This is a genomic window from Simplicispira piscis, from assembly GCF_054783455.1.
The window spans coordinates 98,962-120,568 of the sequence record NZ_BAAGQN010000010.1 but is presented as its reverse complement, the minus strand read 5'-3'; the positions used below and the strand labels follow the sequence as shown (position 1 = coordinate 120,568).

Sequence of the window (21,607 nt, the reverse complement as noted above, 5' to 3'; positions counted from 1 at the left end):
CTGCAAGCCGGTGGCGCGGGTGAGCTGGTCGATGCGCCGGCGACGCTCCCGCGCGCCATGGCCGAACAGGCGCGCAAAAAACTGCAGGTTCTCTTCGACCGAGAGCGTGGGGTACAGGTTTTTGCCCAGGCCCTGGGGCATGTAGGCAATGCGCGGGCAAACGCGGCGCCGGTGGCCAGCACGCGCCATATCGCCCCCCAGCACCTGCACCCGCCCCTGCTGCACCACGCGTGCCCCCGCCATCAGCGCCAGCAGGCTGGACTTGCCCACCCCGTCAGGGCCGATCACGCCCACCATGCAGCCTGTCGGCACGTCCAGGTCGATATCGGCCAGGGCCTGTACCTGCCGGTAACGCAGCCCCACACCCGCCAGCCGCGCCACGGGCGCCAAGCCCGCGTCGTTCACGGCTGCCCTTTGATGGCCAGGTGCTCGGGCCACGCGGCCTGCGGGTCGGTGCGGATCCAGGCCATGCCGGGCAGCCCGGTCTTGACCTGCTCGATGTGGCGCAGCAGCAGTTCGCGGTCGATCTGCGCACGCACGCGGAACATGAGTTTTTGCCGCTCGCTGGCGGTTTCCACGGTCTTGGGGGTGAACTGGGCCGTGCTGGCCACAAAGGACACGCGCGCCGGAATCACGAACTGCGGCGCGGCATCGAGCACGATGCGCACCTCGCTGCCCAATGCCACCCGGCCTGCCACGGTCTCCGGCAGGAAGAAGGTCATGTACACATCCGACAGGTCGACAAGGCTCAGCACCCTGGCGCCCCCCGCCACGATTTCACCAGGGTGTGCAATGAGAAACTGCACACGGCCATCGCGCGGGGCCTTGAGCTCGCTCTCCGCCAGATCCACATCAATGCGCTGCAGCGTCGCCTCCATGGCCTGCACATTGGACTGGGCGGCTGGAACCTGGGTGCGTGCGGCATCCACCCCGGCCTGGGCCGCGCGGGCCTGGGCCTGGGCGGCGCTCAGGGCGGCCTGCAGGTTGTGCACCTTCCCCCGGTCGTCGTCAAGCGCCTGGTCGGACAGAAAGCCGTCGCGGGCGAGTTGCTCGGTACGCGGCAGTCGGCGCTGGGCCATCTGCAAATCGGTTTCACGCTGCACCACCTGCGCCAGCACTGCCTGGTGGTTGCCCAGCGCCTGCGCCACCTGCACCTGGCTGGTGGCCACCGCCTGGCGCGCCTGCTGCAGCCGGGCCAGCGCCTCATCGCGCTGCGCCTGCAAACCGTCGAGCTGCAAGCGGGCCAGCACCTGCCCCGCCTTGACGAAATCGCCCTCGGACACCAGCAGTTCGCGCAAGCGGCCAGGCTGTTTGCTGGCCACGGCGATTTCCGTCGCCTCGATGCGGCCATTGCCGCCCACCAGAGCGGCCTGCGTGCCATCGGCGCGCCAGGGTGCCCAGGCGGCCACCAGCGCAGCGCCCACCACCAGCAGCGCACCCGCTGTGAATGCGGATTTCCATTGGATCTTCATGGGACTATTGTCCTGCGGATTGAGGCGCCTGCTTCGGCGCAAAGGGATTGCAGACCTCCAAACCCAACGCATGAAAGTCGGCCACATTTCTTGTCGCCACTGTCAGCCCATGCACCTGGGCCGTGGCGGCGATCATGGCGTCTTCGTAGAGCGCATCGGACTTGCGGTGCATCAGCCGCGCCCAGGCCCGAAAGGTGGCTGCATCCATGGGCAAAACGTTGTAGGCCCCAGCCAGCAGCTCCAGCCACACTTCGATTTCAGCGGCTTTGGCGGGGTTTTGTTCGCGTGTGAGTTCAATGCCCGCCTGTATCTCGCCCAAGGTAACGGCGGACACGTACAACTGGGCAACGTCCACCCCTTCCAACCAAGCCAGCACGGCACCATGCGGGCGCTGTTTGCGCAGCTCCGACACCACGTTCGTGTCCAACAGGTACGCGGGCGTCACAGGAGGTCCTCTGGTTTCCGGCGCTGGGCCTGGCCCCGGGCGGGCACGATCAGGTCGGTGCGGGCCTGCTCAGACAGCAACAGTTGTTTCAGCGACGGGCGTGCAGCCGACTGCAAGCGCCGCCACTCGGCCACGGGTACCAGCACGGCCGCCTCGGCGCCGCGCCGGGTCACCAACTGCGGCCCCTCCGTGAGGCAGGCATCCAGAAACTCGCTGAACCGTGCTTTCGCATCCTGAACGGGCCATGTGTGCATATCAAACTCCAAACAAACCAGTTAGATGACTAGTTTGCTCGTATGTTCCATCTCTGTCAAAAAGCTGAACGAAAAAGCGTTTGTGCTGCAACAGCACAAACGCTTTATTTTTGATAGCTATCCGCGCTTTCTACATAAGCGCTAGAGCCTCATTTTCCTTGAAATCCCCCTGTTCCCTTGTGGGAGAGGGAGACAGGCCCCAGGGTCTCACGCAGGAGCCGAGGTCCGGATCAGGTGGTCAAACGCGCTCAGCGCGGCGGTGGCACCTGCCCCTGCGGCAATCACGATCTGTTTGTACGGCACCGTAGTGCAGTCACCGGCAGCAAACACGCCGGGGACGTTGGTGCGGCCATGGGCATCGATCACGATTTCGCCGAACTTCGACAATTCGACCGTGCCCTTGAGCCAGTCGGTGTTGGGCAGCAGGCCGATCTGCACAAAAATGCCTTCCAGCGCGATCTGCCGCACCTCGCCGCTCATACGGTCCTTGTAGGTGATGCCGTTGACTTTATGACCGTCGCCGTTGACCTCGGTGGTCTGGGCATTCAGGATGATGTTGACGTTGGGCATGCTGCGCAACTTGCGCTGCAGCACGGCGTCGGCCTTGAGTTCCGGCGCGAATTCAAGCACGGTGACATGCGCCACCACGCCCGCCAGGTCGATGGCGGCCTCGATGCCGGAGTTGCCGCCGCCGATCACCGCCACGCGCTTGCCCTTGAACAGCGGGCCATCGCAGTGCGGGCAGTAGGTGACGCCCTTGGTGCGGTATTGGTCCTCGCCGGGCACGTTCATGTTGCGCCAGCGCGCGCCGGTGGACAGGATCACGGTGCGGCTGCGCAGCGTGGCGCCGCTTTCGAGCTGCACCTCGATCAGGCCGCCTTCGGTGGTGGCAGGCGTCAGTTGCTTGGCCGCTTGCAGATTCATGATGTCCACCTCGTAGTCGCGCACATGGCGCTCCAGCGCGGCGGCAAACTGCGGGCCTTCGGTCTTCTGGATGGAGATGTAGTTTTCAATATCGACCGTGTCGAGCACCTGGCCGCCAAAGCGCTCGGCCGCCACGCCGGTACGGATGCCCTTGCGCGCCGCATACACGGCAGCGGCTGCGCCAGCGGGGCCACCGCCGACGATGAGCACGTCGAAAGCTTCCTTGGCGTTGAGCTTGGCGGCGTCCTTGGCAGCAGCGCCCTTGTCGATCTTGCCGACGATCTCGGCCAGCTCCATGCGGCCCTGGGCGAAACGCTCGCCGTTGAGAAAAACCGTGGGCACGCCCATGATTTCGCGCTCGGCAATCTCGCTCTGGAACAGGCCGCCGTCGATGGCGGTGTGGGTGATGCGCGGGTTGAGCGCGCTCATGAGGTTGAGCGCCTGCACCACGTCAGGGCAGTTGTGGCACGAGAGCGAGTAATACGTCTCGAAGTGGAAATCCCCGTCGAGCCCCTTGATCTGCTCCAGCAGTTCAGCCGCTTCCTTGGAAGGGTGGCCGCCCACATGCAGCAACGCCAGCACCAGGGAGGTGAATTCATGGCCCAGGGGCACGCCGGCAAAGCGCACGCCGCTGTCCACGCCGGGGTTGGTGATGAGGAACGAGGGCTTGCGCACGCCCGGGTCGTTCTTCTCGACCACGGTGATCTTGTCCGACTGGGCGCGGATGTCTTCCAGCAGCTCGCGCAGCTCGTTCGACGTGGCGCTGTCGTCCAGCGTGGCCACCAGTTCCACCGGGCGCTGCAGACGCTCCAGGTACGCTTTCAACTGGGTCTTGAGGGTGTCGTCGAGCATGGCAAAACTCCTGAAATATTCGATTTTTGGGCGTAAAAAAGCCCGGGCGCCAGGCACCCGGGCGTCTTGTTCAGTTCAACTGAAGCGCGGAGGGAGTCCGCTTAGATCTTACCGACCAGGTCCAGCGATGGAGCGATGGTCTTGGCGCCTTCGTTCCACTTGGCGGGGCACACTTCGCCAGGATGCGCTGCGGTGTACTGGGCAGCCTTGAGCTTGCGCAAGGTTTCCTTCACGTCGCGGGCAATTTCGTTGGAATGCACTTCCATGGTCTTGATGATGCCATCGGGGTTGATGATGAAGGTGCCGCGCAGTGCCAGGCCTTCTTCTTCGATGTGCACGTCAAAGGCACGGGTCAGCTGGTGCGTGGGGTCGCCCACCAGCGGGAATTGGGCCTTGCCGACCGCAGGAGAGGTCTCATGCCAGACCTTGTGCGAGAAATGCGTATCGGTGGTCACGATGTACACCTCGGTGCCGGCCTTCTGGAACTCGGCGTAGTGTTCGGCGGCGTCTTCCACTTCAGTGGGGCAGTTGAAGGTGAAAGCGGCGGGCATGAAGATCACCACAGACCACTTGCCCTTGAGGCTTTCTTCGGTCACGGTGACGAATTTGCCGTTGTGAAAGGCTTCGGTCTTGAAGGGCTGGACTTGGGTGTTGATCAGGGACATGGTTGCTACCTTTCATGGATGGAATGTGAACACAGGAGAGAGTATGGGCCGGTTTTGCGAATAATTCCAATCAATTGATTGAATGACATCAATCGTTTTTAGCTATTCAATGCAATGCCCCCATGGTTTTGGCTGTGCTACTCCCCTACGGCGCCCAGTGGAGTAGGCTTGCAAATTCACGGCAGGCCGCTGCCCTCCTTTTTTTGAACCTTTCAGGAGTCACCCATGCAAGGCGATCCCCAAGTCATTGGCCATCTGCAGGCCCAGCTCAAAAACGAACTGACCGCCATCAACCAGTACTTTCTGCACTTTCGCATGCTCAAGCACTGGGGCTTCGACAAGCTGGCCAAGAAAGAATACGAAGAGTCGATTGGCGAGATGAAGCACGCCGACCTGCTGATGGACCGCATCTTCATGCTCGATGGCCTGCCCAATCTGCAGGACCTGGGCAAGCTGCAGATCGGCGAGGATGTGGCAGAAATCCTGGCTTGCGACCTGCGCGCCGAACAAGGAGCCCAGGCCACGGTCAAGGCGGGCATGGCGCATTGCGAGACCGTCAAAGACTATGTATCGCGCGACCTGCTGCAAAAAATTCTGAACGACACCGAGGAGCACATCGACTTCCTCGAAACCCAGATTGCCCTGATCGACAAGGTGGGCCTGCCCAACTACCTGCAGTCGCAGATGGGCGAGAACGAATAAGCTTGCGCCCTGCCCACGCAGGCCAGTGCTTCCAACGGGCTTCGGCCCGTTTTTTATGCCCGACCCTGGCTCCGCTCAACGCCTTATCCTTGCACCCATGAATGCCACCGAGCCCCCCCCCGCCGACGACAGCCACGCAACCCCTGCGACACCGACAAGCGCTCCGCCGCGCCCGCAGCAGCCGCGCAACCCCTTGCACGGCGTGACGCTGGAGGCCATGGTGACAGCACTAGCCGAATACTTTGGCTGGGAGGGCCTGGGCCAGCAGATCCCCGTGCGCTGCTTCCAGGTGGACCCCAGCGTGGGCTCCAGCCTCAAGTTCTTGCGCAAGACGCCTTGGGCGCGCGAGAAGGTCGAGAGCCTTTACCTGTTCATGCTGCGCGAGCAAAAGCGCAGCGCCGCCAGCGGGCGCTGAAGAGCGCCTTATTCCGTATCCAAATCATTGGTGTCTAGGAGCAAAGCCTACGATCAGTGCTGTAGCACGGCAAGGCGAAGCAACAACGACACGGATGGTTTAGAAACGGGATTACCCGCCCGGGGTCGCCAGGAAGTCACGGCTGATGCCATCGCCCAGATCGCTTACACGGTCCAGAAACTGGGTCAGAAAGGCGTGCAGGCCCGTCGCCAGGATGTCATCGATGCTGCCGTACTGCAGGTCGGCCAGCAGCCGCCCGGCGCGCCGCTCGGTGTGGTGCGAATGTTCGTTGGACACCAGGGCGAGGCTGTCCACCACCTCGCGCAGGCTGGCATGCAAGGAACGCGGCATGTCGCGCCGCAATATCAGCAGCTCGGCCACGCGCTCAGGCGTGATCACATCGCGGTACACCTTGCGATAGACCTCGAAGGCAGACACGCTGCGCAGAATGGAGCTCCAGTGGTAGAAATCGGCCTCCGGCTCACGCCCGCTGGCGGCGCCATGAAAATCGTTGGCCACGGCGTGGAACTTCACATCGAGCAGGCGCGCCGTGTTGTCGGCCCGCTCCAGAAAAGTGCCCAGGTGCAGAAAGTGGAAGGCCTCATCCTGCAGCATGGTGCCCAAGGTAACACCGCGCGAGAGGTGCGAGCGGTACTTCACCCACTCAAAGAACTGGCCCGGGTCGCGCTCGAAGGCGCCGCTGGCCAGCAAGCGGTTCAACTCCAGCCAGGTCTGGTTTTGCGTTTCCCAGACCTCGGTGGTGAGCGCACCGCGCACGGCGCGCGCATTCTCGCGTGCGCCGCGCAGGCACGAGAGGATGGACGATGAATTGCCGCCGTCGCGCACCATGAAGTCCAGCACGCCTTCGCGCGTGACCGTCCCGTGGCGTGCCGTGTAGGCGGGGATCAATTCACTGATCGAGAGCATGCCCAGCCAGCCCGCCTGGGCGCGTGCGGCGGACTGCGGCAGCAGTGCAGTCTCGTAGCCCACGTTCAACATCCGGGCAGTGTTTTCTGCCCGCTCGGTGTATCTCGACATCCAGAACAGGTGGTCAGCGGTACGACTCAGCATGCAACCTCCTCGGGCAGAAAACCCCGCACGCGCTGCGCGCGTCGGCCGTGTTTTAGTGAAAGCCCGCCTGCGACGGTCTTTTGGTGAACGCATAACAAGTGCTTCGCACAGTTGTTAGCGTCCCCCCTGTTTACTGGTGTAAACAGAACCGCCCGCTCGGTGTATCTCGACATCCAGAACAGATGGTCAGCGGTGCGGCTCAGCATGGCGTGCTCCCTTCTTCCTGCAGCACCCAGGTGTCCTTGGTGCCGCCCCCTTGCGACGAATTGACGACCAGCGAGCCCTCCTTGAGCGCCACCCGCGTCAGCCCCCCGGCCACCATCTGCACTTTTTCGCCCGACAGCACGAAGGGCCGCAGGTCGATGTGGCGCGGCGCGAGACCACTGTCCACAAAGGTCGGGCAGCTCGACAGGCTGAGCGTGGGCTGCGCGATATAGCGGGCCGGGTCGGCCACCAGAGCGCGGCGAAAATCCTCGATCTCGGCGCGCGTTGCCGCCGGACCGATGAGCATGCCGTAACCTCCCGCACCGTGCACCTCCTTGACCACCAGCTCCGGCAGGTGGTCGAGCACGTAGCGCAGATCGTCCGGTTTGCGGCACAGCCACGTAGGCACATTGGCCAGCAGGGGTTCCTCGCCCAGGTAGAAGCGGATCATCTCGGGCACATAAGGGTAGACCGATTTGTCGTCGGCCACGCCCGTACCCACGGCATTGCAGATCGCCACGTTGCCTGCGCGGTAAACCTCCATCAACCCGGCGCAGCCCAGTGTGCTGCGGGAGCAAAACACCTGGGGGTCTAAAAAATCGTCGTCCACGCGGCGGTAGATCACGTCCACCCGCTGCAGGCCGCGCGTGGTGCGCATGTAGACGAACTTGTCGCGCACCACCAGGTCCTGCCCTTCCACCAGCTCCACCCCCATTTGCTGTGCCAGAAAGGCATGCTCGAAATAGGCGCTGTTGAGCATGCCGGGGGTCAGCACCACCACGGTGGGCTCAGACGCACCTGCGGGGGCACTGGCGCGCAGGGTGTCGAGCAACAGGTCGGGGTAATGCGCCACGGGCGCCACCGGGTGCATGCCAAACAGGTCGGGGAAGAGCCGCATCATCATCTTGCGGTTTTCCAGCATGTACGACACGCCCGAGGGCACGCGCAGGTTGTCTTCCAGCACGTAGTACACGCCTTCGCCCTGCGCGTTGGCGGCGCGCACGATGTCGATGCCGGCGATATGCGCGTAGATATCCCGGGGAACCTGCAGTCCGACCATTTCGGGGCGGTACTGGGCGTTGTGCAGCACCAGATCGGTCGGCACAATACCGGCGCGCAGGATGTCCTGGCCGTGGTACACGTCGCGAATGAAATGGTTGAGCGCAGCCACGCGCTGCACCAGCCCGCGCTCCAGGTGCGCCCACTCCTGCGCTGGAATGATGCGCGGCACGAGGTCAAACGGGATCAGGCGCTCGTTGCCCGCCCCACCTTCGTCCTTGTCGCCATACACCGCAAAGGTGATGCCCACGCGGCGAAAAATCATCTCGGCCTCGGCACGGCGCGCCTCCATGGTTTCGGGCGCCTGGCGCGCAAGCCAGTGGCCATAGCGCTTGTAATGGGCGCGCACATCACTGCCATCAAAGGGCAACAGGGCGTACATCTCGTCAAATTTCTGCATCGCAGGCCTCCTGGGGTCAGGATAGCAAGTTGTACACCAGCTCTGTGCCCATCAGGGAACGCGGTGCTGCCAGTAGCGGGGATGTTCGTCCCGCTCACAGCGCGCCAGCCCCGGCTGGGCCGAATGCCATGTAGCAGCCCCGCAATGCGGCGAGACCACAGCATCGATACCCTGTGCCTGCAGGCGCTGCAAGACTTCAGGCGCAGGGTGGCCGAAGCGGCTGCGATAGGCCGCCTGCACCAACGCGGTGCGTGGCTGCACCGCAGACAGAAAGACGGCACTGGACGAGGTTTTGCTGCCATGGTGGGGCAACAACAGCAGGTTGGCCTTCAAGGGTGCTGCGCGCGCCACCAGGGCCTGTTCTTGTGCGCTTTCGATGTCCCCAGCCAGCAGCGCTGCGGTTCCGTTGGCCGACGTGATGCGCAGCACACAGCTGAGGGTATTGGGGCGTACGGCGCGCTGGCCCGGAGCCCCCTCGGTCGCACCCGGCAAGGGGTGCAGCACTTCGAATGCCACGTGATCCCAGGTCCAGCGCTGGCCTGCCAGGCAGGGCGCAGCAGGCCCCAGCGCGCGCAGCGTTTCATCCCCGGCAATGGAGCCCGTCAGCACGGCCTGGGGCTGCTGGGCCATGACGGCCGCTGCCCCGCCAGTATGGTCGCTGTCGCGGTGACTGAGCATGAGCATGTCGAGGCGCACGCCCAGCGCCCGCAGCAGCGGCACCAGCACGCGGCCACCGGCATCGCTGTCTACCCCAAAGCGCGGGCCAGTGTCGTACAGCAGGCTGTGCGTGGCGGTACGTACCAGCACGGCATTGCCCTGGCCGACATCGGCTGCCAGCACCTCAAACTGCCCTGGCACCGGGCGCGGCGACTGCCACAGCAACACCGGCACCAATAACGGAACGCCCAATGCACGCACCGGCCACGGCAGCCGCAAGGCCAGCAGCACACCGCCGGCTACCCCTGCCACGCCCGCCCACAAAGGCGCCGCCGGTAGCCACAGCGAGGCCCAGGGCCAGGCCGCCAACCATTGCAGCACGGCCACCAGCGGCAGCACTGCCGCACCCGCCCACTGCCACAGCGGTGCCCACAGCACACCCGCCAATGCCAGCGGCGTCACCACCAGGGTCACCCAGGGAATCGCCAACAGATTGGCCACCAGCCCCACCAGCGACACCTGCCCAAACAGCAGCAACCCCAAGGGCGTAAGCGCCAGCGTGACGATCCATTGTTCACGCAATAAAGCATTAAATCTGCCTCTAACGCCCGCTGGATAAGCGCTAACAGCTCTACTATCAGTAGCAAACAAAACAGCCACCGCCACAAAGCTGAGCCAAAACCCCGCTTGCAGCAAAGCCCACGGATCGGGCACCACCACCACCGCGCAGGCCAGCAACCACACCTGCGGCCAGGGCCAGCGCCGCCCCGACAGGCGCAGCAGCGCCACCGTGGTCAGCATCAGCACGGTGCGCTGTGCCGGCAGCCCCCAGCCACTGAACAGGGCATACAACGCCGCCAGCAGAACGCCACAGACCAGCGCGGCCGAAGGCGCTGGCACGGCAAGGCACAGGCGCGGTGAACGGCGCCAGAGCCACTGCACAGCCGCAGCGGCCAGCCAGGCAAACAGCGTGATATGCAATCCAGAAATACTCATGAGGTGCGCTACGGACGTGGCGCGGAAAACATCCCAGTCGCCGCGGTCGATGGCCCGCTGGTCGCCCGTGACCAGCGCCGCCACCACACCGGCAACACGCACCGCCTGCACATCCGTGCGGTCGGGCGCCAGGCGCGTGGTGATGGCGTCGCGTGCCGTCTGGCGCAGGCGCTCGACCGGGTGCCGCCAGGTTTCCCCGATGCGCTGGGGCGGCGCATCCCGTGGCCCTGCACGCACATAGCCCGTAGCCTGCACGCCTTGCTCCCACAGCCAGAGTTCGTAATCAAACCCGTGCGGGTTGCGCGCCCCGTGCGGGGCCTTCAGGCGCACCATCATCTGCCAGCGCTCACCAGGGCGCATGGGCAGCGGCTGGCGCTGCAATGTAGCCAGATCCGGAGTCTCCTGCCATAAGCCCCGGTACCAGGCCAAGTCGATCAGCGTGGGCAGGCGCACCGGCTGCCCGTTCTGGTGTGCGGACTCCACCTCCAGGCGCAGCCGCAGCGCTGCATCGCCCAGCTGCGGCATGGTGGCCACGATACCGGTCACCTGGATGTCCTGGCCCTCCAGCGATGGCAGCAAAGATTGCGCGGCGAAATGCGCAGCGCGCAGTCCTGTCAGCGCCCCGACCAGCAGGGCCGCCAGCCCGGCCCAGGCCAGCGCCCGCCCCCACACCGGGCCGCGCTGCGGCGCCCAGCGCCACAGCACCACGGCGCTGATGCCTGCAAGACACAGCAGCACGCCATACAGCCAGCCAGGCCATAGCGCTGCCTGCTGCATTTGCAGGGCGGCCCCCAGCACGGCGCCCAGCAGCGCCGACGCACCCCCATCACTGTGCCGTGCAGCGGCATGCGGCGCTGCGGTGTCGGACAGGAGCGGGCGATCAGAAAGCGATGGCATGGACGCATGCTACGGCAGGCCCTGTGTTCTGAAAATGGCGGTCAACGCCACCTGGGAGTCTGTCGGGCTTGGGGCGTCGAAAGCGAGAATTGGCCCCAGCGAGGACAGTTTTTGCCGGATTTGCAGCCCCATAGCCCGGCTATGGGGCAAAAAGACGGTAAAAAATGGACCGCTGCGGCCGATTTGCAGCCGACGATTTCCAAGCCCGACAGGCTCCTGGGTCTGCGCAGCAAGCACGGGGCTGTGTAACATGCCAACCCTTGGCCCGGCCCTGCACGCAAAAATCCGTCTGCGTGGTGGAGCGCCCCGCTCCCGCAATGCCGGAATCTATTTTCTTCAAGGAACACCATGAGCGTTTACGACCAGCTTTCCGCCCTGAACATCACCCTGCCCCCCGTCAGCGTACCGGCGGCGGCCTATGTGCCCTATGTGCAGACCGGCAACCTCGTCTTCCTGAGCGGCCACATTGCCCGCAAGGACGGCAAGCCCTGGGTTGCACAGCTTGGCAAGAACATCACGACCGAAGAAGGCAAGGCGGCTGCCCGCGCTGTCGCCATCGACCTGATGGGCACGCTGCAAGCGGCAGCGGGCGGCGACCTGAACCGCGTCAAGCGCATCGTGAAGGTGATGAGCCTGGTGAACTCCACAGGCGACTACACCGAGCAGCACCTGGTGACCAATGGCGCCAGCGAACTGCTGGGCCAGGTGTTTGGCGAAGCCGGTGTGCATGCGCGCAGCGCCTTCGGCGTGGCGCAGATCCCCATGGGCGCCTGCGTGGAGATAGAACTGATCGCCGAACTGGCCTGATCGTCAGAGCCGGTCAGGTTCAGGGGCAGCATCCACCGCCGCCCCTCTCACGTTCAAAAGGATTCCCAGTCGTCGTCACTGGCAGCAGCTTGGGCCCGCGGTGGTGCTGCCGGGGGCTGCGCAGCCGGTTTGTGGGCTGCAGGCGACGCCTTCGCTGAGGCCAGACGCACAGCAGGTGCCTTGGCCGCCGGGGTACGCAGCGGAGCCGGTTTGGCGGGCGCAGGCACGCCGCGCGCCGGGGCAGGTGCTGCCACCGGTGCACTGCGCCGCACGGGTTGTGCGGGTGGCAGACCCGAAGTATTGACCTTGAAGATCGATACCACCTGGGCCAGCTGCTCAGCCTGCTCGCGCAGGCTTTGGGCTGCGGCCGCACTCTCTTCCACCAACGCGGCGTTCTGCTGCGTCATCTGATCGAGGTTACCCACGGCCTGGTTCACCTGGGAAACGCCCGCACTTTGCTCGGTGGACGCAGCGGTGATTTCGCCAATCATGTCGTTCACGCGCTGCACCGACTGCACGATGTCCTGCATGGTGGTACCCGCGTCCTGTACCAGGCGCGAGCCGGCTTCGACCTTCTCGACCGAGGTGTTGATGAGCTGTTTGATTTCCTTGGCCGCTTCGGCGCTGCGCCCGGCCAGGCTGCGCACCTCGCTGGCCACCACGGCAAAGCCCCGGCCCTGCTCGCCCGCGCGGGCAGCCTCCACGGCCGCGTTGAGCGCCAGGATGTTGGTCTGGAAGGCAATGCCGTCGATCACGCCAATGATGTCGGATATTTTTTGGCTGCTGTGCTGGATGGCCTCCATGGTGGAGACCACCTGGGTCACCACCTCGCCACCACGCCGCGCCACACCACTGGCTCCCGCCGCCAGGCTGCTGGCCTGCTGCGCACTGCTGGCGCTTTGCTGGATGGTGCTGGTGAACTCCTCCATGGCGGCCGCTGTTTCCTGCAGGTTGCTGGACGTCTGCTCGGTGCGCGCCGACAGGTCATGGTTGCCCGCCGCAATCTGGGCGCTGGCCGTGGCAATGCTGTCGGTGCTCTGGCGCACCTGGTGCACCATGCGTCCGAGAGAATCGCTCATGGCGTAGAGCGAGTGCAGCAGTTCGCCGAATTCGTCTGCCCGCGTGATCGTTTCACGCTGGCTCAGATCCCCCTCAGCAATGCGCCCCGCCAAGGTTGTCGCCTGCTGCAGCGGCTGCACAATGCTGCGAATCAGGTAGTAGGCCCCAATGATGATCGCCAGCAGCAAGGCTCCCACGGCCGCCCCAGCCATTTTGACGGTATCCATACCGGCACGGCCCAACTCATCGCGGGTTTCCTGCATGATCTGCTTTTCCAGCTGCACGAAGTCCCGCAGGGTTTGCAGATAGGCCGCCGAGGCCGGGTTATAGGTCTGGCGCACAAAGGTTTCGGCCTGGTCGCCCTGGCCATCGGCCTTGAGTTTGCGCGCCTGGTCGCGCTGCGCCACCATATTTTTGCGGGCTGCGGCAATCGTGTCCATCTGCGCTTTTTCACGATCTGACAGCGCCAGCGCCTCCAGCGACTTTTGCACCTCGCTGATCTTGGCCGAAGTAGCAGCCATGGCATCCTTGAACTCGGCCTGCATCGCGGGGTCATCACTGAGCACCAACGCCAGGGTGCGCACCGCGTTGGTTTCCGTCAGGCCCGCCCATTGCACGACCGCATCATGCCGCTGGACGGTTGCTTGCAAGATCACGTCGGCGTCGGCACGTGTCTTGGCCGACCGATAGCCCGAAAACCCAACGACGGCCACCAGCAACACCACAATGACCGTGACGGCTAGCCACAACTTGTGGCCCATTTTCAATTGCTGAAACATCGGAGTCTCCCTTCTTGCATTGAAACAATTTTTGCTTGTTACAGCGATATTGCACTGTTTTCTGTTGAAGCACAAAACCAGCATGCGCACACAGGAACATGCGCGACTCCCTGTAGCTTGAGAGCTACTCTATCCGCGTCACAGTGGCCGGCTTGAATCCAAGGTCCGCAGCCTTGCCCTTGCGTCCCCGTGCGGCGCGGGCGTTGTTGAGCGAGCGGATCTCCAGCGTTTCATCGCGCTGTTTCCCGCCCCGGCCCACGCCGTCGAGGCGAATGCTGCGGGTATAGGCCGCCGCGCCCGCGAGCTGGTCCTTGTCTTCCAGGTCGATCAGCATCAGGCCACGGCCGCCGTTGGCCATGGTTTTCAGCTCGGTGATCTCGAACGTGAGAATGCGCCCGCCCGTGGAGGCACAGGCCACATGCGTGGCCGGGGCCAACACCTGGCCCCCGCTGGAGCCTGCGGCGTGCGAAGGCGCGCACACGGTCTCGCCTTCGCCCAGCGTGAGAAACGCCTTGCCCCCCTTCTGGCGTGACACCATGTTCTCCACCGCCGCCAGAAAACCATAGCCGCCCGAACTGGACAACAAAAGCGTGGCGTTGGCCGGGCCCGCAAAATAATGCTGCACCTGCGTGCCCGCTTCCAGCTCAATGAGCGTGGTCACCGGTTGACCATCACCGCGCGCACCGGGCAGCAGCGACACGGCTACCGAATAGATACGCCCATTGCTGCCAAAGGCGAGCAAGGTATCGACCGTGCGGCATTCAAACGTGCCATACAAGCCGTCGCCCGCCTTGAAAGCAAAGCTGGCCGCCTCGTGCCCATGGCCGTTGCGCGCACGCACCCAGCCTTTTTGCGACACGACCACCGTGACGGGCTCGTCCACCACCTTGACTTCGGCCACCGCCTTTTTCTCGGCCTGGATCAGGGTGCGGCGCGGGTCGGCAAAGGTTTTGGCATCCGCCTCGATCTCCTTGACCATGGTGCGGCGCAGCGTGCCCGGGTTGTTCAGAATGTCTTCGAGCTTGCCCTGGCTGTCGCGCAGTTCTTTCAGCTCTTGCTCGATCTTGATAGCTTCGAGCCGCGCGAGCTGGCGCAGGCGAATTTCAAGAATATCCTCGGCCTGCCGGTCGCTCAGGTTGAAGCGTGCAATCAGCGCGGCCTTGGGCTCTTCGGCCGCGCGGATGATGGCGATCACTTCGTCGATGTTGAGCAGCACGGTCTGCCGCCCTTCAAGGATATGGATGCGGTCGAGCACCTTGTCCAACCGGTGCTGGCTGCGCCGCGTGATAGTGGTCTGGCGGAAGGTGATCCACTCTTCGAGCATCTGCCGCAGCGACTTTTGCACCGGCCGGCCATCGAGCCCCACCATGGTCAGGTTGATGGGCGCCGAGGTCTCCAGGCTGGTGTGCGCCAGCAGCGCGGTGATCAGCTCTTGCTGCGGCGTCTTGCTCGTCTTGGGCTCGAACACCAGGCGCACGGGCGCGTCCTTGCTCGACTCATCGCGCACCACGTCGAGCACGGCCAGGATGCTGGCCTTGAGCAGGACCTGGTCCTGGCTCAGGGCCTTTTTGCCGGCCTTGATCTTGGGGTTGGTGATTTCTTCGATTTCTTCGAGCACCCGCTGCGTGCTCACACCCGGCGGCAACTCGTTCACGACCAGTTGCCACTGGCCACGCGCCATGTCTTCGATCTTCCAGCGGGCGCGCACCTTGAGGCTGCCACGGCCCGTGCGGTAGGCGTCGGCGATGTCGCCCGCACTGCTGATGATCTGGCCGCCCCCCGGGTAATCGGGACCGGGCACCAGCGCCAGCAACTCGTCCTGGCTCAGCGTTGGCGTCTTGATCAGCGCCACGCAGGCGTCGGCAATCTCGCGCAGGTTGTGGCTGGGGATTTCGGTGGCCAGACCCACGGCAATGCCGCTGGCGCCGTTCAGCAAGGCAAACGGCAGGCGCGCGGGCAGCTGGCGCGGTTCCTCCGTGCTGCCGTCGTAGTTGGGCATGAAATCGACCGTGCCCTCGTCGATTTCATCGAGCAGCAGGCTGGTGATGCGCGACAGCCGTGCCTCGGTGTAGCGCATGGCGGCAGCGCCATCGCCGTCACGGCTGCCAAAGTTGCCCTGGCCGTCGATCAGCGGGTAGCGCTGGGAAAAATCCTGCGCCATGCGCACCAGCGCGTCGTACGCCGACTGGTCGCCGTGCGGGTGAAAACGCCCCAGCACATCGCCCACCACGCGGGCACTTTTGACCGGTTTGGGCGCGCTGCTGCGCGTGGGGCCGCTGTACGACAGGCCCATGCGGTCCATCGCATACAGAATGCGCCGCTGCACGGGCTTGAGGCCGTCGCACACGTCGGGCAGCGCGCGGCCCTTGACGACAGAGAGCGCGTATTCGAGGTAGGCACGTTGGGCGTAGCTGCCCAGGCCCGGTTCGTCGGGGGTCTCGGACGCGGAAAAGGCAAGGCCGGGTTGCTCACTCATAGGTCAATCACTATCTTTTTCATAGCTACTAGCGCTTGATGTATAAGCGCTAGAGGCCAATTTTGCTTGAATTTTGGCGATACTAAATAAATCACTGCGATGGCGCGCGCCGTGCTTCGGGATGGGATGCAAGGCGCAAACCGCCGTCATAGCCATCGCTATGGCGAGGATTTGCAACGCAGCAGACCGCCCGAGGCACGGATGCGCGGCGCGTGAGGGACTTGTTCAGCATTGCCTTAAACATCGATCTCGACGCTGTCACCGTGCAGCTCCATCAACTCGCGCCGCGACCCCGCCTCGCCCTTGCCCATGAGCTTGGTGATGAGGCCTTCGGTGGCGGCAAAGTCCATGCTGCCCAGCTGCACCGGCAGCAGGCGACGGGTGTCGGGGTTGAGCGTGGTGTCCCACAGCTGCTCGGCGTTCATTTCACCCAAGCCTTTGAAGCGGCTGATCTGGCACTTGTCGCGCGCCACGCCGTCTTTTTCGGCCTTGTCGAGGATGGCTTGCAGCTCGCCGTCGTCCAGCGCGTACTGCTTGGCCGCCGGTTTTTTGCCGCGCGCGGGCACGTCCACACGAAACAGCGGCGGGCGTGCCACGTAGATGTGGCCGGTTTCGATGAGTTTAGGAAAGTGCCGGAAAAACAGCGTGAGCAGCAGCACCTGGATGTGCGAGCCGTCCACATCGGCGTCTGACAGGATGCAGACCTTGCCGTAGCGCAGGCCCGACAGGTCGGGCGTGTCGTTGGGGCCGTGCGGGTCCACGCCAATGGCGACCGAAATGTCGTGGATTTCGTTGTTGGCAAACAGCCGGTCGCGCTCGACCTCCCAGGTGTTAAGCACCTTGCCGCGCAGCGGCAGGATGGCCTGGCTTTCCTTGTCGCGCCCCATCTTGGCGCTGCCGCCCGCCGAGTCGCCCTCAACCAGAAACACTTCGTTGTGCGCGAGGTCGCGGCTTTCGCAATCGGTCAGCTTGCCGGGCAACACGGCCACGCCAGAGCCTTTGCGCTTTTCGACCTTCTGGCCGGCCTTCTGCCGCGTTTGCGCGGCCTTGATGGCCAGTTCGGCGAGTTTCTTGCCATATTCGACATGCTGGTTCAGCCACAGCTCGAGCGCCGGGCGCACAAAGCTCGACACCAGCCGCACCGCGTCGCGCGAGTTCAACCGCTCCTTGATCTGGCCCTGGAACTGCGGGTCCAGCACCTTGGCCGAGAGCACGTAGCTGGCGCGGGCGAACACGTCTTCGGGCAGCAGCTTGACGCCCTTGGGCAACAGGCTGTGCAGCTCGATGAAGCTTTTGACGGCGGTGAACAGACCATCACGCAGGCCGCTCTCGTGCGTGCCGCCCGCGCTGGTGGGGATGAGGTTGACATAGCTCTCGCGCACCGGCTGGCCGTCTTCGGTGAACGCCACGCACCAGGCCGCGCCCTCGCCTTCGGCAAAACTCTCGTGCCCGCCATCGGCAAAACCTTCGCCCTCGAACAGCGGGATCACCGGTTCGCCGTTCAGGGTCTGCTGCAGATAGTCGCGCAGGCCGCCCTTGTATTGCCAGGTCTGGGTGTCACGGGTTTTTTCGTTGACCAGCGAAACGCTCACGCCCGGCATCAGCACCGCCTTGCTGCGCAGCAAGTGCGTGAGCTCGTTCATGGGCAGGTGGCTGGACTCAAAATATTTGGCGTCGGGCCAGGCACGCACCGTGGTGCCCTGCTTGCGGTCGCCTTCGCCCTTGGGCTGCGTGGTCAGCGGCTCGATCACATCACCGGCCGAGAACACGAGGCGCGCGACCTGGCCTTCGCGGTAGCTCGTCGCTTCGAGCCGGGTGGAGAGCGCGTTGGTCACGCTCACACCCACACCATGCAGGCCGCCCGAGAAGCTGTAGGCGCCGCCCTTGCCTTTGTCGAACTTGCCGCCCGCGTGCAGGCGCGTGAAGACCAGCTCGATCACCGGCGCGTTTTCTTCCGGGTGCAGGCCAAACGGGATGCCTCGGCCATCGTCTTCGACGCTCACCGAGCCATCGGCGTGCAAGGTGACCTTGATCTTCTTGCCGTAGCCGGCCAGCGCTTCGTCGGCGGCGTTGTCCAGCACTTCCTGGATGACGTGCAAGGGGTTGTCGGTGCGGGTGTACATGCCCGGCCGCTGCTTGACGGGCTCCAGGCCCTTGAGCACGCGGATCGAGCCTTCGGAGTATTCGCTATTGGAGGAAACGGGAGAGGGTTTGGCTGCCATGGGGGCGGATTGTAGTGTGCTGCTGCGCAAACAGCTGGATGAATACACAGGCGAAAGATCTGCAGCCCATGGTTTTTGCCGCGTACCGGTCACCCGTGTTCCGGCGCATTTTGGACAAAATCGCTACATTTATGCGTATGCATACGAATTCCCAAAAATTGTCCATGTTCCAGGTGCTGGCGTGCGGCGCAGCCATTGTCACGCTGTCCATGGGCATTCGCCACGGCTTTGGTCTATGGCTGCAGCCCATCACGCAGGAGATGGGCTGGACACGCCAGTCTTTTGCACTGGCCATCGCCATCCAGAACCTGTCCTGGGGGTTGATCGGCATCTTTGTCGGCATGGTGGCCGACCGTTTTGGCGCCTTTCGCGTGCTCGTGGGCGGTGCCGTACTGTATGCCTTGGGCCTGGCGGGCATGGCCCTCTCGCCCACCCAGACGCTGTTTGCCCTGACCACGGGCGTGCTGATTGGCGCGGCACAGGCGGGCACCACCTATGCCGTGATTTATGGCGTGCTGGGGCGGCAGATTGCCCCCGAGAAGCGCTCGTGGGCCATGGGCGTGGCGGCGGCGGCGGGATCGTTCGGCCAGTTCCTCATGGTGCCTGTGGAGGGCCTTCTGATTGCCAACCTGGGCTGGCAAACGGCGCTGCTGGCGCTCGCGTTGATGGTTTTACTGATCGCGCCGCTGGCCTATGGGCTGCGGGAACCGGGCTTTCAGGGCGCGGCACCTGCACATCGCCAGCAAAGTATTGGCGAGGCGCTGACCGAAGCGGTGCGCAACCCCAGCTTTTTGCTGCTGACAGCGGGCTATTTTGTCTGCGGCTTCCAGGTGGTGTTCATTGGCGTGCACATGCCCAGCTACCTCAAGGACCACGGCCTGTCCCCCCAGGTGGCCAGTTTTTCACTGGCGCTGATCGGGCTGTTCAACGTGTTTGGCACCTATATCGCGGGCACGCTCGGCCAGCGCATGCCGCGCCGCCATATCCTGGCCTTCATCTATTTTTCCCGCGCCGTGGTCATCACCATTTTCCTGTGGGTGCCGCTGTCGCCCACGTCGGTGTATGTGTTCTCTGCGATCATGGGTGCACTGTGGTTGTCCACGGTGCCGCCGACCAACGCCACGATTGCGCAGATTTTTGGTGTGCAGCACCTCTCCATGCTGGGCGGGCTGGTGTTCTTCAGCCACCAGATCGGCAGCTTCATGGGCGTGTGGCTGGGGGGTTATCTGTACGACCGCACGGGCAGCTACGACATCGTCTGGCAGATCGCCATTGGCTTGGGGCTATTGGCCGGGCTGGTGAACCTGCCGATTCGCGAACAGCCCCTTGAGCGCGGCGCACCACAACCGGCCTGACCATGTCGATCACCCCCAACACCCCTACATCTGCACAGCGCAAGCACCGCCGCTGGATGGCCTGGGCGCTGGCCGTGGTGGCACTGCTGGCGGTGTTTGCGCTCTATAGCCAGCCGGAATTCATGGTGATGCTCGCCGACCAGGTGTGGGCCTGTTTTTAGACAAATTGGCCTCTAGGAGGCTGTCGGACTTGGCAATCGTCGGCTGCGAATCGACCGCAGCGGTCCATTTTTCACCGTCTTTTTACCCCATAGCCGAGCTATGGGGCTGCAAATCCGGCAAAAACTGTCCTCGCTGGGGCCGATTCTCGCTTTCGACGCTCCAAGCCCGACAGACTCCTAGCACTTATGCAGCAAGCGCAACCAGCTATGAATATGAAAGCAACCTATTCCCCACCCGTTGCGCTGGACAACGCTTCTGAATGGGTGCGGCGCTGGTCACACCTGGTGCCGCCGCAGGCGCCCATGCTCGATGTGGCGTGCGGCCAGGGCCGCCACCTGCGCTGGTTCCAGGCCCTGGGCCATCCGGTGACAGGCATTGACTGCAACCCGCAAGCCATTGACGCGGCAGCCGCCGTGGGGGAGGCGATTGCCGCCGACCTTGAAAGCGGCCCCTGGCCGCTGCCCGGGCGCCTGTTCGGCGCGGTCGTGGTCACCAACTACCTCTGGCGCCCGCTGCTGCCCATGCTGGTGCAGAGCCTGGCCCCGGGCGGGGTGCTGCTGTACGAAACCTTTGCCTGCGGCAACGAAACCGTGGGCCGCCCCGCGCGGGCAGACTTTTTGCTGCAACCCGGGGAACTGCTCACGGCCTGCGCCAGTCTGCAGGTGGTGGCCTACGAAAACGGATTTCTCGACACCCCCGCACGCTTCGTGCAACGTATTGCCGCCGTGCGTATGCCACCGAGCGGCGTTTCACCGGCATGCCATCCGCTGCGCGCGCACTCCTAGTTAGAATGCTCTTTTACCGTTTACCACTGCGGACATGACCTCTTCCACCGTCCCCCTTACCGGCAGCATCGTCGCCCTCGTCACCCCCATGCACGAGGACGGCAGCGTGGACTACCCTGCCCTGCGCAAACTGATCGACTGGCATATTGCAGAAGGCACCGACTGCATCGGCGTGGTGGGTACCACGGGCGAATCGCCCACGGTGGACGTCCAAGAGCACTGCGAGATCATCCGCGTCAGCGTCGAACAGGCGGCGGGCCGCGTACCGGTCATGGCCGGGTGCGGCGCGAACTCTACCAAAGAGGCCATCGAGCTGGCCCGCTTTGCCAAGGGCGTGGGCGCCGACAGCCAGCTCCAGGTAGTGCCTTACTACAACAAGCCCACCCAAGAGGGCCAGTACCAGCACTTCAAGGCCATTGCCGAGGCCACGGGCGACCTGCCCATCGTGCTCTACAACGTGCCCGGCCGCTCGGTCGCCGATATGCAGCACGACACCGTGCTGCGGCTGGCGCAGGTGCCCGGCATCATCGCCATCAAGGAAGCCACGGGCAACATCGAGCGCGCGCAGTGGCTGATCCGCGACCTGCCGAAGAACTTTGCCGTGTATTCGGGCGACGATCCGACCGCTGTGGCCCTGATGCTCTGCGGCGGCCACGGCAACATCAGCGTAACGGCCAACGTAGCGCCGCGCCTGATGCACGAACTGTGTGTGGCTGCCATTGCAGGCAATGCCCGCCGCGCCATGGAAATCCAGTTCCAGCTGATGCCCGTGCACAAGCACCTGTTCGTCGAAGCCAACCCCATCCCCGTCAAGTGGGCCATGGCCCGCATGGGCCTGTGCGGCGGCACCATGCGCCTGCCCATGACGCCACTGAGCCAGGGCAACGAGGCCGTGGTCGAAGGCGCACTGCGCTCCGCACGTCTGCTGTAACCAGCCCCCCCCGATACT

20 protein-coding genes are annotated in these 21,607 nt (G+C 64.3%); 7 read left to right on the top strand and 13 right to left on the bottom strand.

Annotated features, from left to right (window positions below):
* The 6 genes from ACYVOC_RS06690 to ahpC all read right to left on the bottom strand — a co-directional run.
* The coding region (locus tag ACYVOC_RS06690) for an ATP-binding cassette domain-containing protein (protein ID WP_461161263.1) at window positions 1-405 on the bottom strand (405 nt) is incomplete at its 3' end.
* On the bottom strand, window positions 402-1,472 hold the full coding sequence (locus ACYVOC_RS06685) for an HlyD family secretion protein (protein WP_461161262.1): 1,071 nt from the start codon (window positions 1,470-1,472) through the stop codon (window positions 402-404). The genes ACYVOC_RS06685 and ACYVOC_RS06690, both read right to left, overlap by 4 nt.
* A gap of 4 nt (window positions 1,473-1,476) precedes the next feature.
* Window positions 1,477-1,917, bottom strand: a complete 441-nt coding sequence (locus tag ACYVOC_RS06680) for a PIN domain-containing protein (RefSeq protein WP_461161261.1) — start codon at window positions 1,915-1,917, stop codon at window positions 1,477-1,479.
* A complete protein-coding gene (locus ACYVOC_RS06675; RefSeq protein WP_461161260.1) occupies window positions 1,914-2,171 on the bottom strand; it encodes a type II toxin-antitoxin system Phd/YefM family antitoxin in 258 nt (85 codons plus the stop codon). The genes ACYVOC_RS06680 and ACYVOC_RS06675 overlap by 4 nt, the downstream gene beginning before the upstream one ends.
* Window positions 2,172-2,378: 207 nt before the next feature.
* Window positions 2,379-3,947 (bottom strand): alkyl hydroperoxide reductase subunit F, encoded by a 1,569-nt coding sequence (gene ahpF, locus ACYVOC_RS06670; protein WP_461161259.1) that lies wholly within the window; start codon window positions 3,945-3,947, stop codon window positions 2,379-2,381.
* A gap of 101 nt (window positions 3,948-4,048) precedes the next feature.
* Window positions 4,049-4,612 (bottom strand): alkyl hydroperoxide reductase subunit C, encoded by a 564-nt coding sequence (ahpC, locus tag ACYVOC_RS06665; protein WP_461161258.1) that lies wholly within the window; start codon window positions 4,610-4,612, stop codon window positions 4,049-4,051.
* 225 nt (window positions 4,613-4,837) lie between these two features.
* Here ahpC and bfr point away from each other — a divergent pair, with 225 nt between their 5' ends.
* Window positions 4,838-5,314, top strand: a complete 477-nt coding sequence (gene bfr, locus ACYVOC_RS06660; protein WP_116003512.1) for a bacterioferritin — start codon at window positions 4,838-4,840, stop codon at window positions 5,312-5,314.
* Between the two features lie 97 nt (window positions 5,315-5,411).
* On the top strand, window positions 5,412-5,729 hold the full coding sequence (locus tag ACYVOC_RS06655; RefSeq protein WP_461161257.1) for a VF530 family protein: 318 nt from the start codon (window positions 5,412-5,414) through the stop codon (window positions 5,727-5,729).
* A gap of 111 nt (window positions 5,730-5,840) precedes the next feature.
* Here the strand turns inward: ACYVOC_RS06655 and ACYVOC_RS06650 are convergent, their stop codons facing one another.
* The 4 genes from ACYVOC_RS06650 to ACYVOC_RS06635 are packed head-to-tail and all read right to left on the bottom strand — an operon-like array spanning window position 5,841 to window position 11,013.
* Entirely contained in the window at window positions 5,841-6,800 is a 960-nt protein-coding gene (locus tag ACYVOC_RS06650) for an alpha-E domain-containing protein (protein WP_461161256.1), read from the bottom strand.
* Window positions 6,794-7,006, bottom strand: coding sequence for an alpha-E domain-containing protein (locus ACYVOC_RS06645; protein ID WP_116003509.1), 213 nt, complete (start codon window positions 7,004-7,006; stop codon window positions 6,794-6,796). The genes ACYVOC_RS06650 and ACYVOC_RS06645 overlap by 7 nt, the downstream gene beginning before the upstream one ends.
* Window positions 7,000-8,463, bottom strand: a complete 1,464-nt coding sequence (locus ACYVOC_RS06640; RefSeq protein ID WP_461161255.1) for a circularly permuted type 2 ATP-grasp protein — start codon at window positions 8,461-8,463, stop codon at window positions 7,000-7,002. The genes ACYVOC_RS06645 and ACYVOC_RS06640 overlap by 7 nt, the downstream gene beginning before the upstream one ends.
* A gap of 51 nt (window positions 8,464-8,514) precedes the next feature.
* Window positions 8,515-11,013, bottom strand: a complete 2,499-nt coding sequence (locus ACYVOC_RS06635) for a DNA internalization-related competence protein ComEC/Rec2 (RefSeq protein WP_461161254.1) — start codon at window positions 11,011-11,013, stop codon at window positions 8,515-8,517.
* A gap of 348 nt (window positions 11,014-11,361) precedes the next feature.
* Between ACYVOC_RS06635 and ACYVOC_RS06630 the strand changes: the two genes are divergently transcribed.
* Window positions 11,362-11,820 (top strand): RidA family protein, encoded by a 459-nt coding sequence (locus ACYVOC_RS06630; protein WP_461161253.1) that lies wholly within the window; start codon window positions 11,362-11,364, stop codon window positions 11,818-11,820.
* Between the two features lie 53 nt (window positions 11,821-11,873).
* Here ACYVOC_RS06630 and ACYVOC_RS06625 read toward each other — a convergent pair whose 3' ends face one another.
* The 3 genes from ACYVOC_RS06625 to ACYVOC_RS06615 form a co-directional block, all read right to left on the bottom strand.
* The gene (locus tag ACYVOC_RS06625; RefSeq protein ID WP_461161252.1) at window positions 11,874-13,658 is read right to left on the bottom strand and encodes a methyl-accepting chemotaxis protein; all 1,785 of its coding nucleotides are present in this window, start codon (window positions 13,656-13,658) and stop codon (window positions 11,874-11,876) included.
* 124 nt (window positions 13,659-13,782) lie between these two features.
* Window positions 13,783-16,134: a DNA topoisomerase IV subunit A gene (parC, locus tag ACYVOC_RS06620; protein WP_461161251.1), complete on the bottom strand. Its 2,352-nt coding sequence runs from the start codon at window positions 16,132-16,134 to the stop codon at window positions 13,783-13,785.
* 236 nt (window positions 16,135-16,370) lie between these two features.
* Window positions 16,371-18,356 (bottom strand): DNA topoisomerase IV subunit B, encoded by a 1,986-nt coding sequence (locus ACYVOC_RS06615; RefSeq protein WP_461161250.1) that lies wholly within the window; start codon window positions 18,354-18,356, stop codon window positions 16,371-16,373.
* A 137-nt stretch (window positions 18,357-18,493) separates the two neighbouring features.
* Here ACYVOC_RS06615 and ACYVOC_RS06610 point away from each other — a divergent pair, with 137 nt between their 5' ends.
* The 4 genes from ACYVOC_RS06610 to dapA all read left to right on the top strand — a co-directional run bounded on the left by ACYVOC_RS06610 (window position 18,494) and on the right by dapA (window position 21,589).
* The gene (locus ACYVOC_RS06610; RefSeq protein WP_461161249.1) at window positions 18,494-19,711 is read left to right on the top strand and encodes an MFS transporter; all 1,218 of its coding nucleotides are present in this window, start codon (window positions 18,494-18,496) and stop codon (window positions 19,709-19,711) included.
* A gap of 2 nt (window positions 19,712-19,713) precedes the next feature.
* Entirely contained in the window at window positions 19,714-19,872 is a 159-nt protein-coding gene (locus ACYVOC_RS06605; RefSeq protein WP_158550273.1) for a hypothetical protein, read from the top strand.
* A gap of 207 nt (window positions 19,873-20,079) precedes the next feature.
* A complete protein-coding gene (locus ACYVOC_RS06600; protein WP_461161248.1) occupies window positions 20,080-20,658 on the top strand; it encodes a class I SAM-dependent methyltransferase in 579 nt (192 codons plus the stop codon).
* 34 nt (window positions 20,659-20,692) lie between these two features.
* Window positions 20,693-21,589, top strand: a complete 897-nt coding sequence (gene dapA / locus ACYVOC_RS06595) for a 4-hydroxy-tetrahydrodipicolinate synthase (protein WP_461161247.1) — start codon at window positions 20,693-20,695, stop codon at window positions 21,587-21,589.
* Window positions 21,590-21,607 lie beyond the last annotated feature (18 nt).

Excerpts from the sequence above, each read along its gene's own strand:
- ACYVOC_RS06685 (WP_461161262.1), bottom strand. The coding sequence starts at position 1,472 with ATGAAGATCCAATGGAAATCCGCATTCACAGCGGGTGCGCTGCTGGTG.
- ACYVOC_RS06675 (WP_461161260.1), bottom strand. The coding sequence starts at position 2,171 with ATGCACACATGGCCCGTTCAGGATGCGAAAGCACGGTTCAGCGAGTTT.
- ahpF (WP_461161259.1), bottom strand. The coding sequence starts at position 3,947 with ATGCTCGACGACACCCTCAAGACCCAGTTGAAAGCGTACCTGGAGCGT.
- ahpC (WP_461161258.1), bottom strand. The coding sequence starts at position 4,612 with ATGTCCCTGATCAACACCCAAGTCCAGCCCTTCAAGACCGAAGCCTTT.
- bfr (WP_116003512.1), top strand. The coding sequence starts at position 4,838 with ATGCAAGGCGATCCCCAAGTCATTGGCCATCTGCAGGCCCAGCTCAAA.
- ACYVOC_RS06655 (WP_461161257.1), top strand. The coding sequence starts at position 5,412 with ATGAATGCCACCGAGCCCCCCCCCGCCGACGACAGCCACGCAACCCCT.
- ACYVOC_RS06650 (WP_461161256.1), bottom strand. The coding sequence starts at position 6,800 with ATGCTGAGTCGTACCGCTGACCACCTGTTCTGGATGTCGAGATACACC.
- ACYVOC_RS06645 (WP_116003509.1), bottom strand. The coding sequence starts at position 7,006 with ATGCTGAGCCGCACCGCTGACCATCTGTTCTGGATGTCGAGATACACC.
- ACYVOC_RS06640 (WP_461161255.1), bottom strand. The coding sequence starts at position 8,463 with ATGCAGAAATTTGACGAGATGTACGCCCTGTTGCCCTTTGATGGCAGT.
- ACYVOC_RS06635 (WP_461161254.1), bottom strand. The coding sequence starts at position 11,013 with ATGCCATCGCTTTCTGATCGCCCGCTCCTGTCCGACACCGCAGCGCCG.
- ACYVOC_RS06630 (WP_461161253.1), top strand. The coding sequence starts at position 11,362 with ATGAGCGTTTACGACCAGCTTTCCGCCCTGAACATCACCCTGCCCCCC.
- ACYVOC_RS06625 (WP_461161252.1), bottom strand. The coding sequence starts at position 13,658 with ATGTTTCAGCAATTGAAAATGGGCCACAAGTTGTGGCTAGCCGTCACG.
- parC (WP_461161251.1), bottom strand. The coding sequence starts at position 16,134 with ATGAGTGAGCAACCCGGCCTTGCCTTTTCCGCGTCCGAGACCCCCGAC.
- ACYVOC_RS06615 (WP_461161250.1), bottom strand. The coding sequence starts at position 18,356 with ATGGCAGCCAAACCCTCTCCCGTTTCCTCCAATAGCGAATACTCCGAA.
- ACYVOC_RS06610 (WP_461161249.1), top strand. The coding sequence starts at position 18,494 with ATGCATACGAATTCCCAAAAATTGTCCATGTTCCAGGTGCTGGCGTGC.
- ACYVOC_RS06605 (WP_158550273.1), top strand. The coding sequence starts at position 19,714 with ATGTCGATCACCCCCAACACCCCTACATCTGCACAGCGCAAGCACCGC.
- ACYVOC_RS06600 (WP_461161248.1), top strand. The coding sequence starts at position 20,080 with ATGAATATGAAAGCAACCTATTCCCCACCCGTTGCGCTGGACAACGCT.
- dapA (WP_461161247.1), top strand. The coding sequence starts at position 20,693 with ATGACCTCTTCCACCGTCCCCCTTACCGGCAGCATCGTCGCCCTCGTC.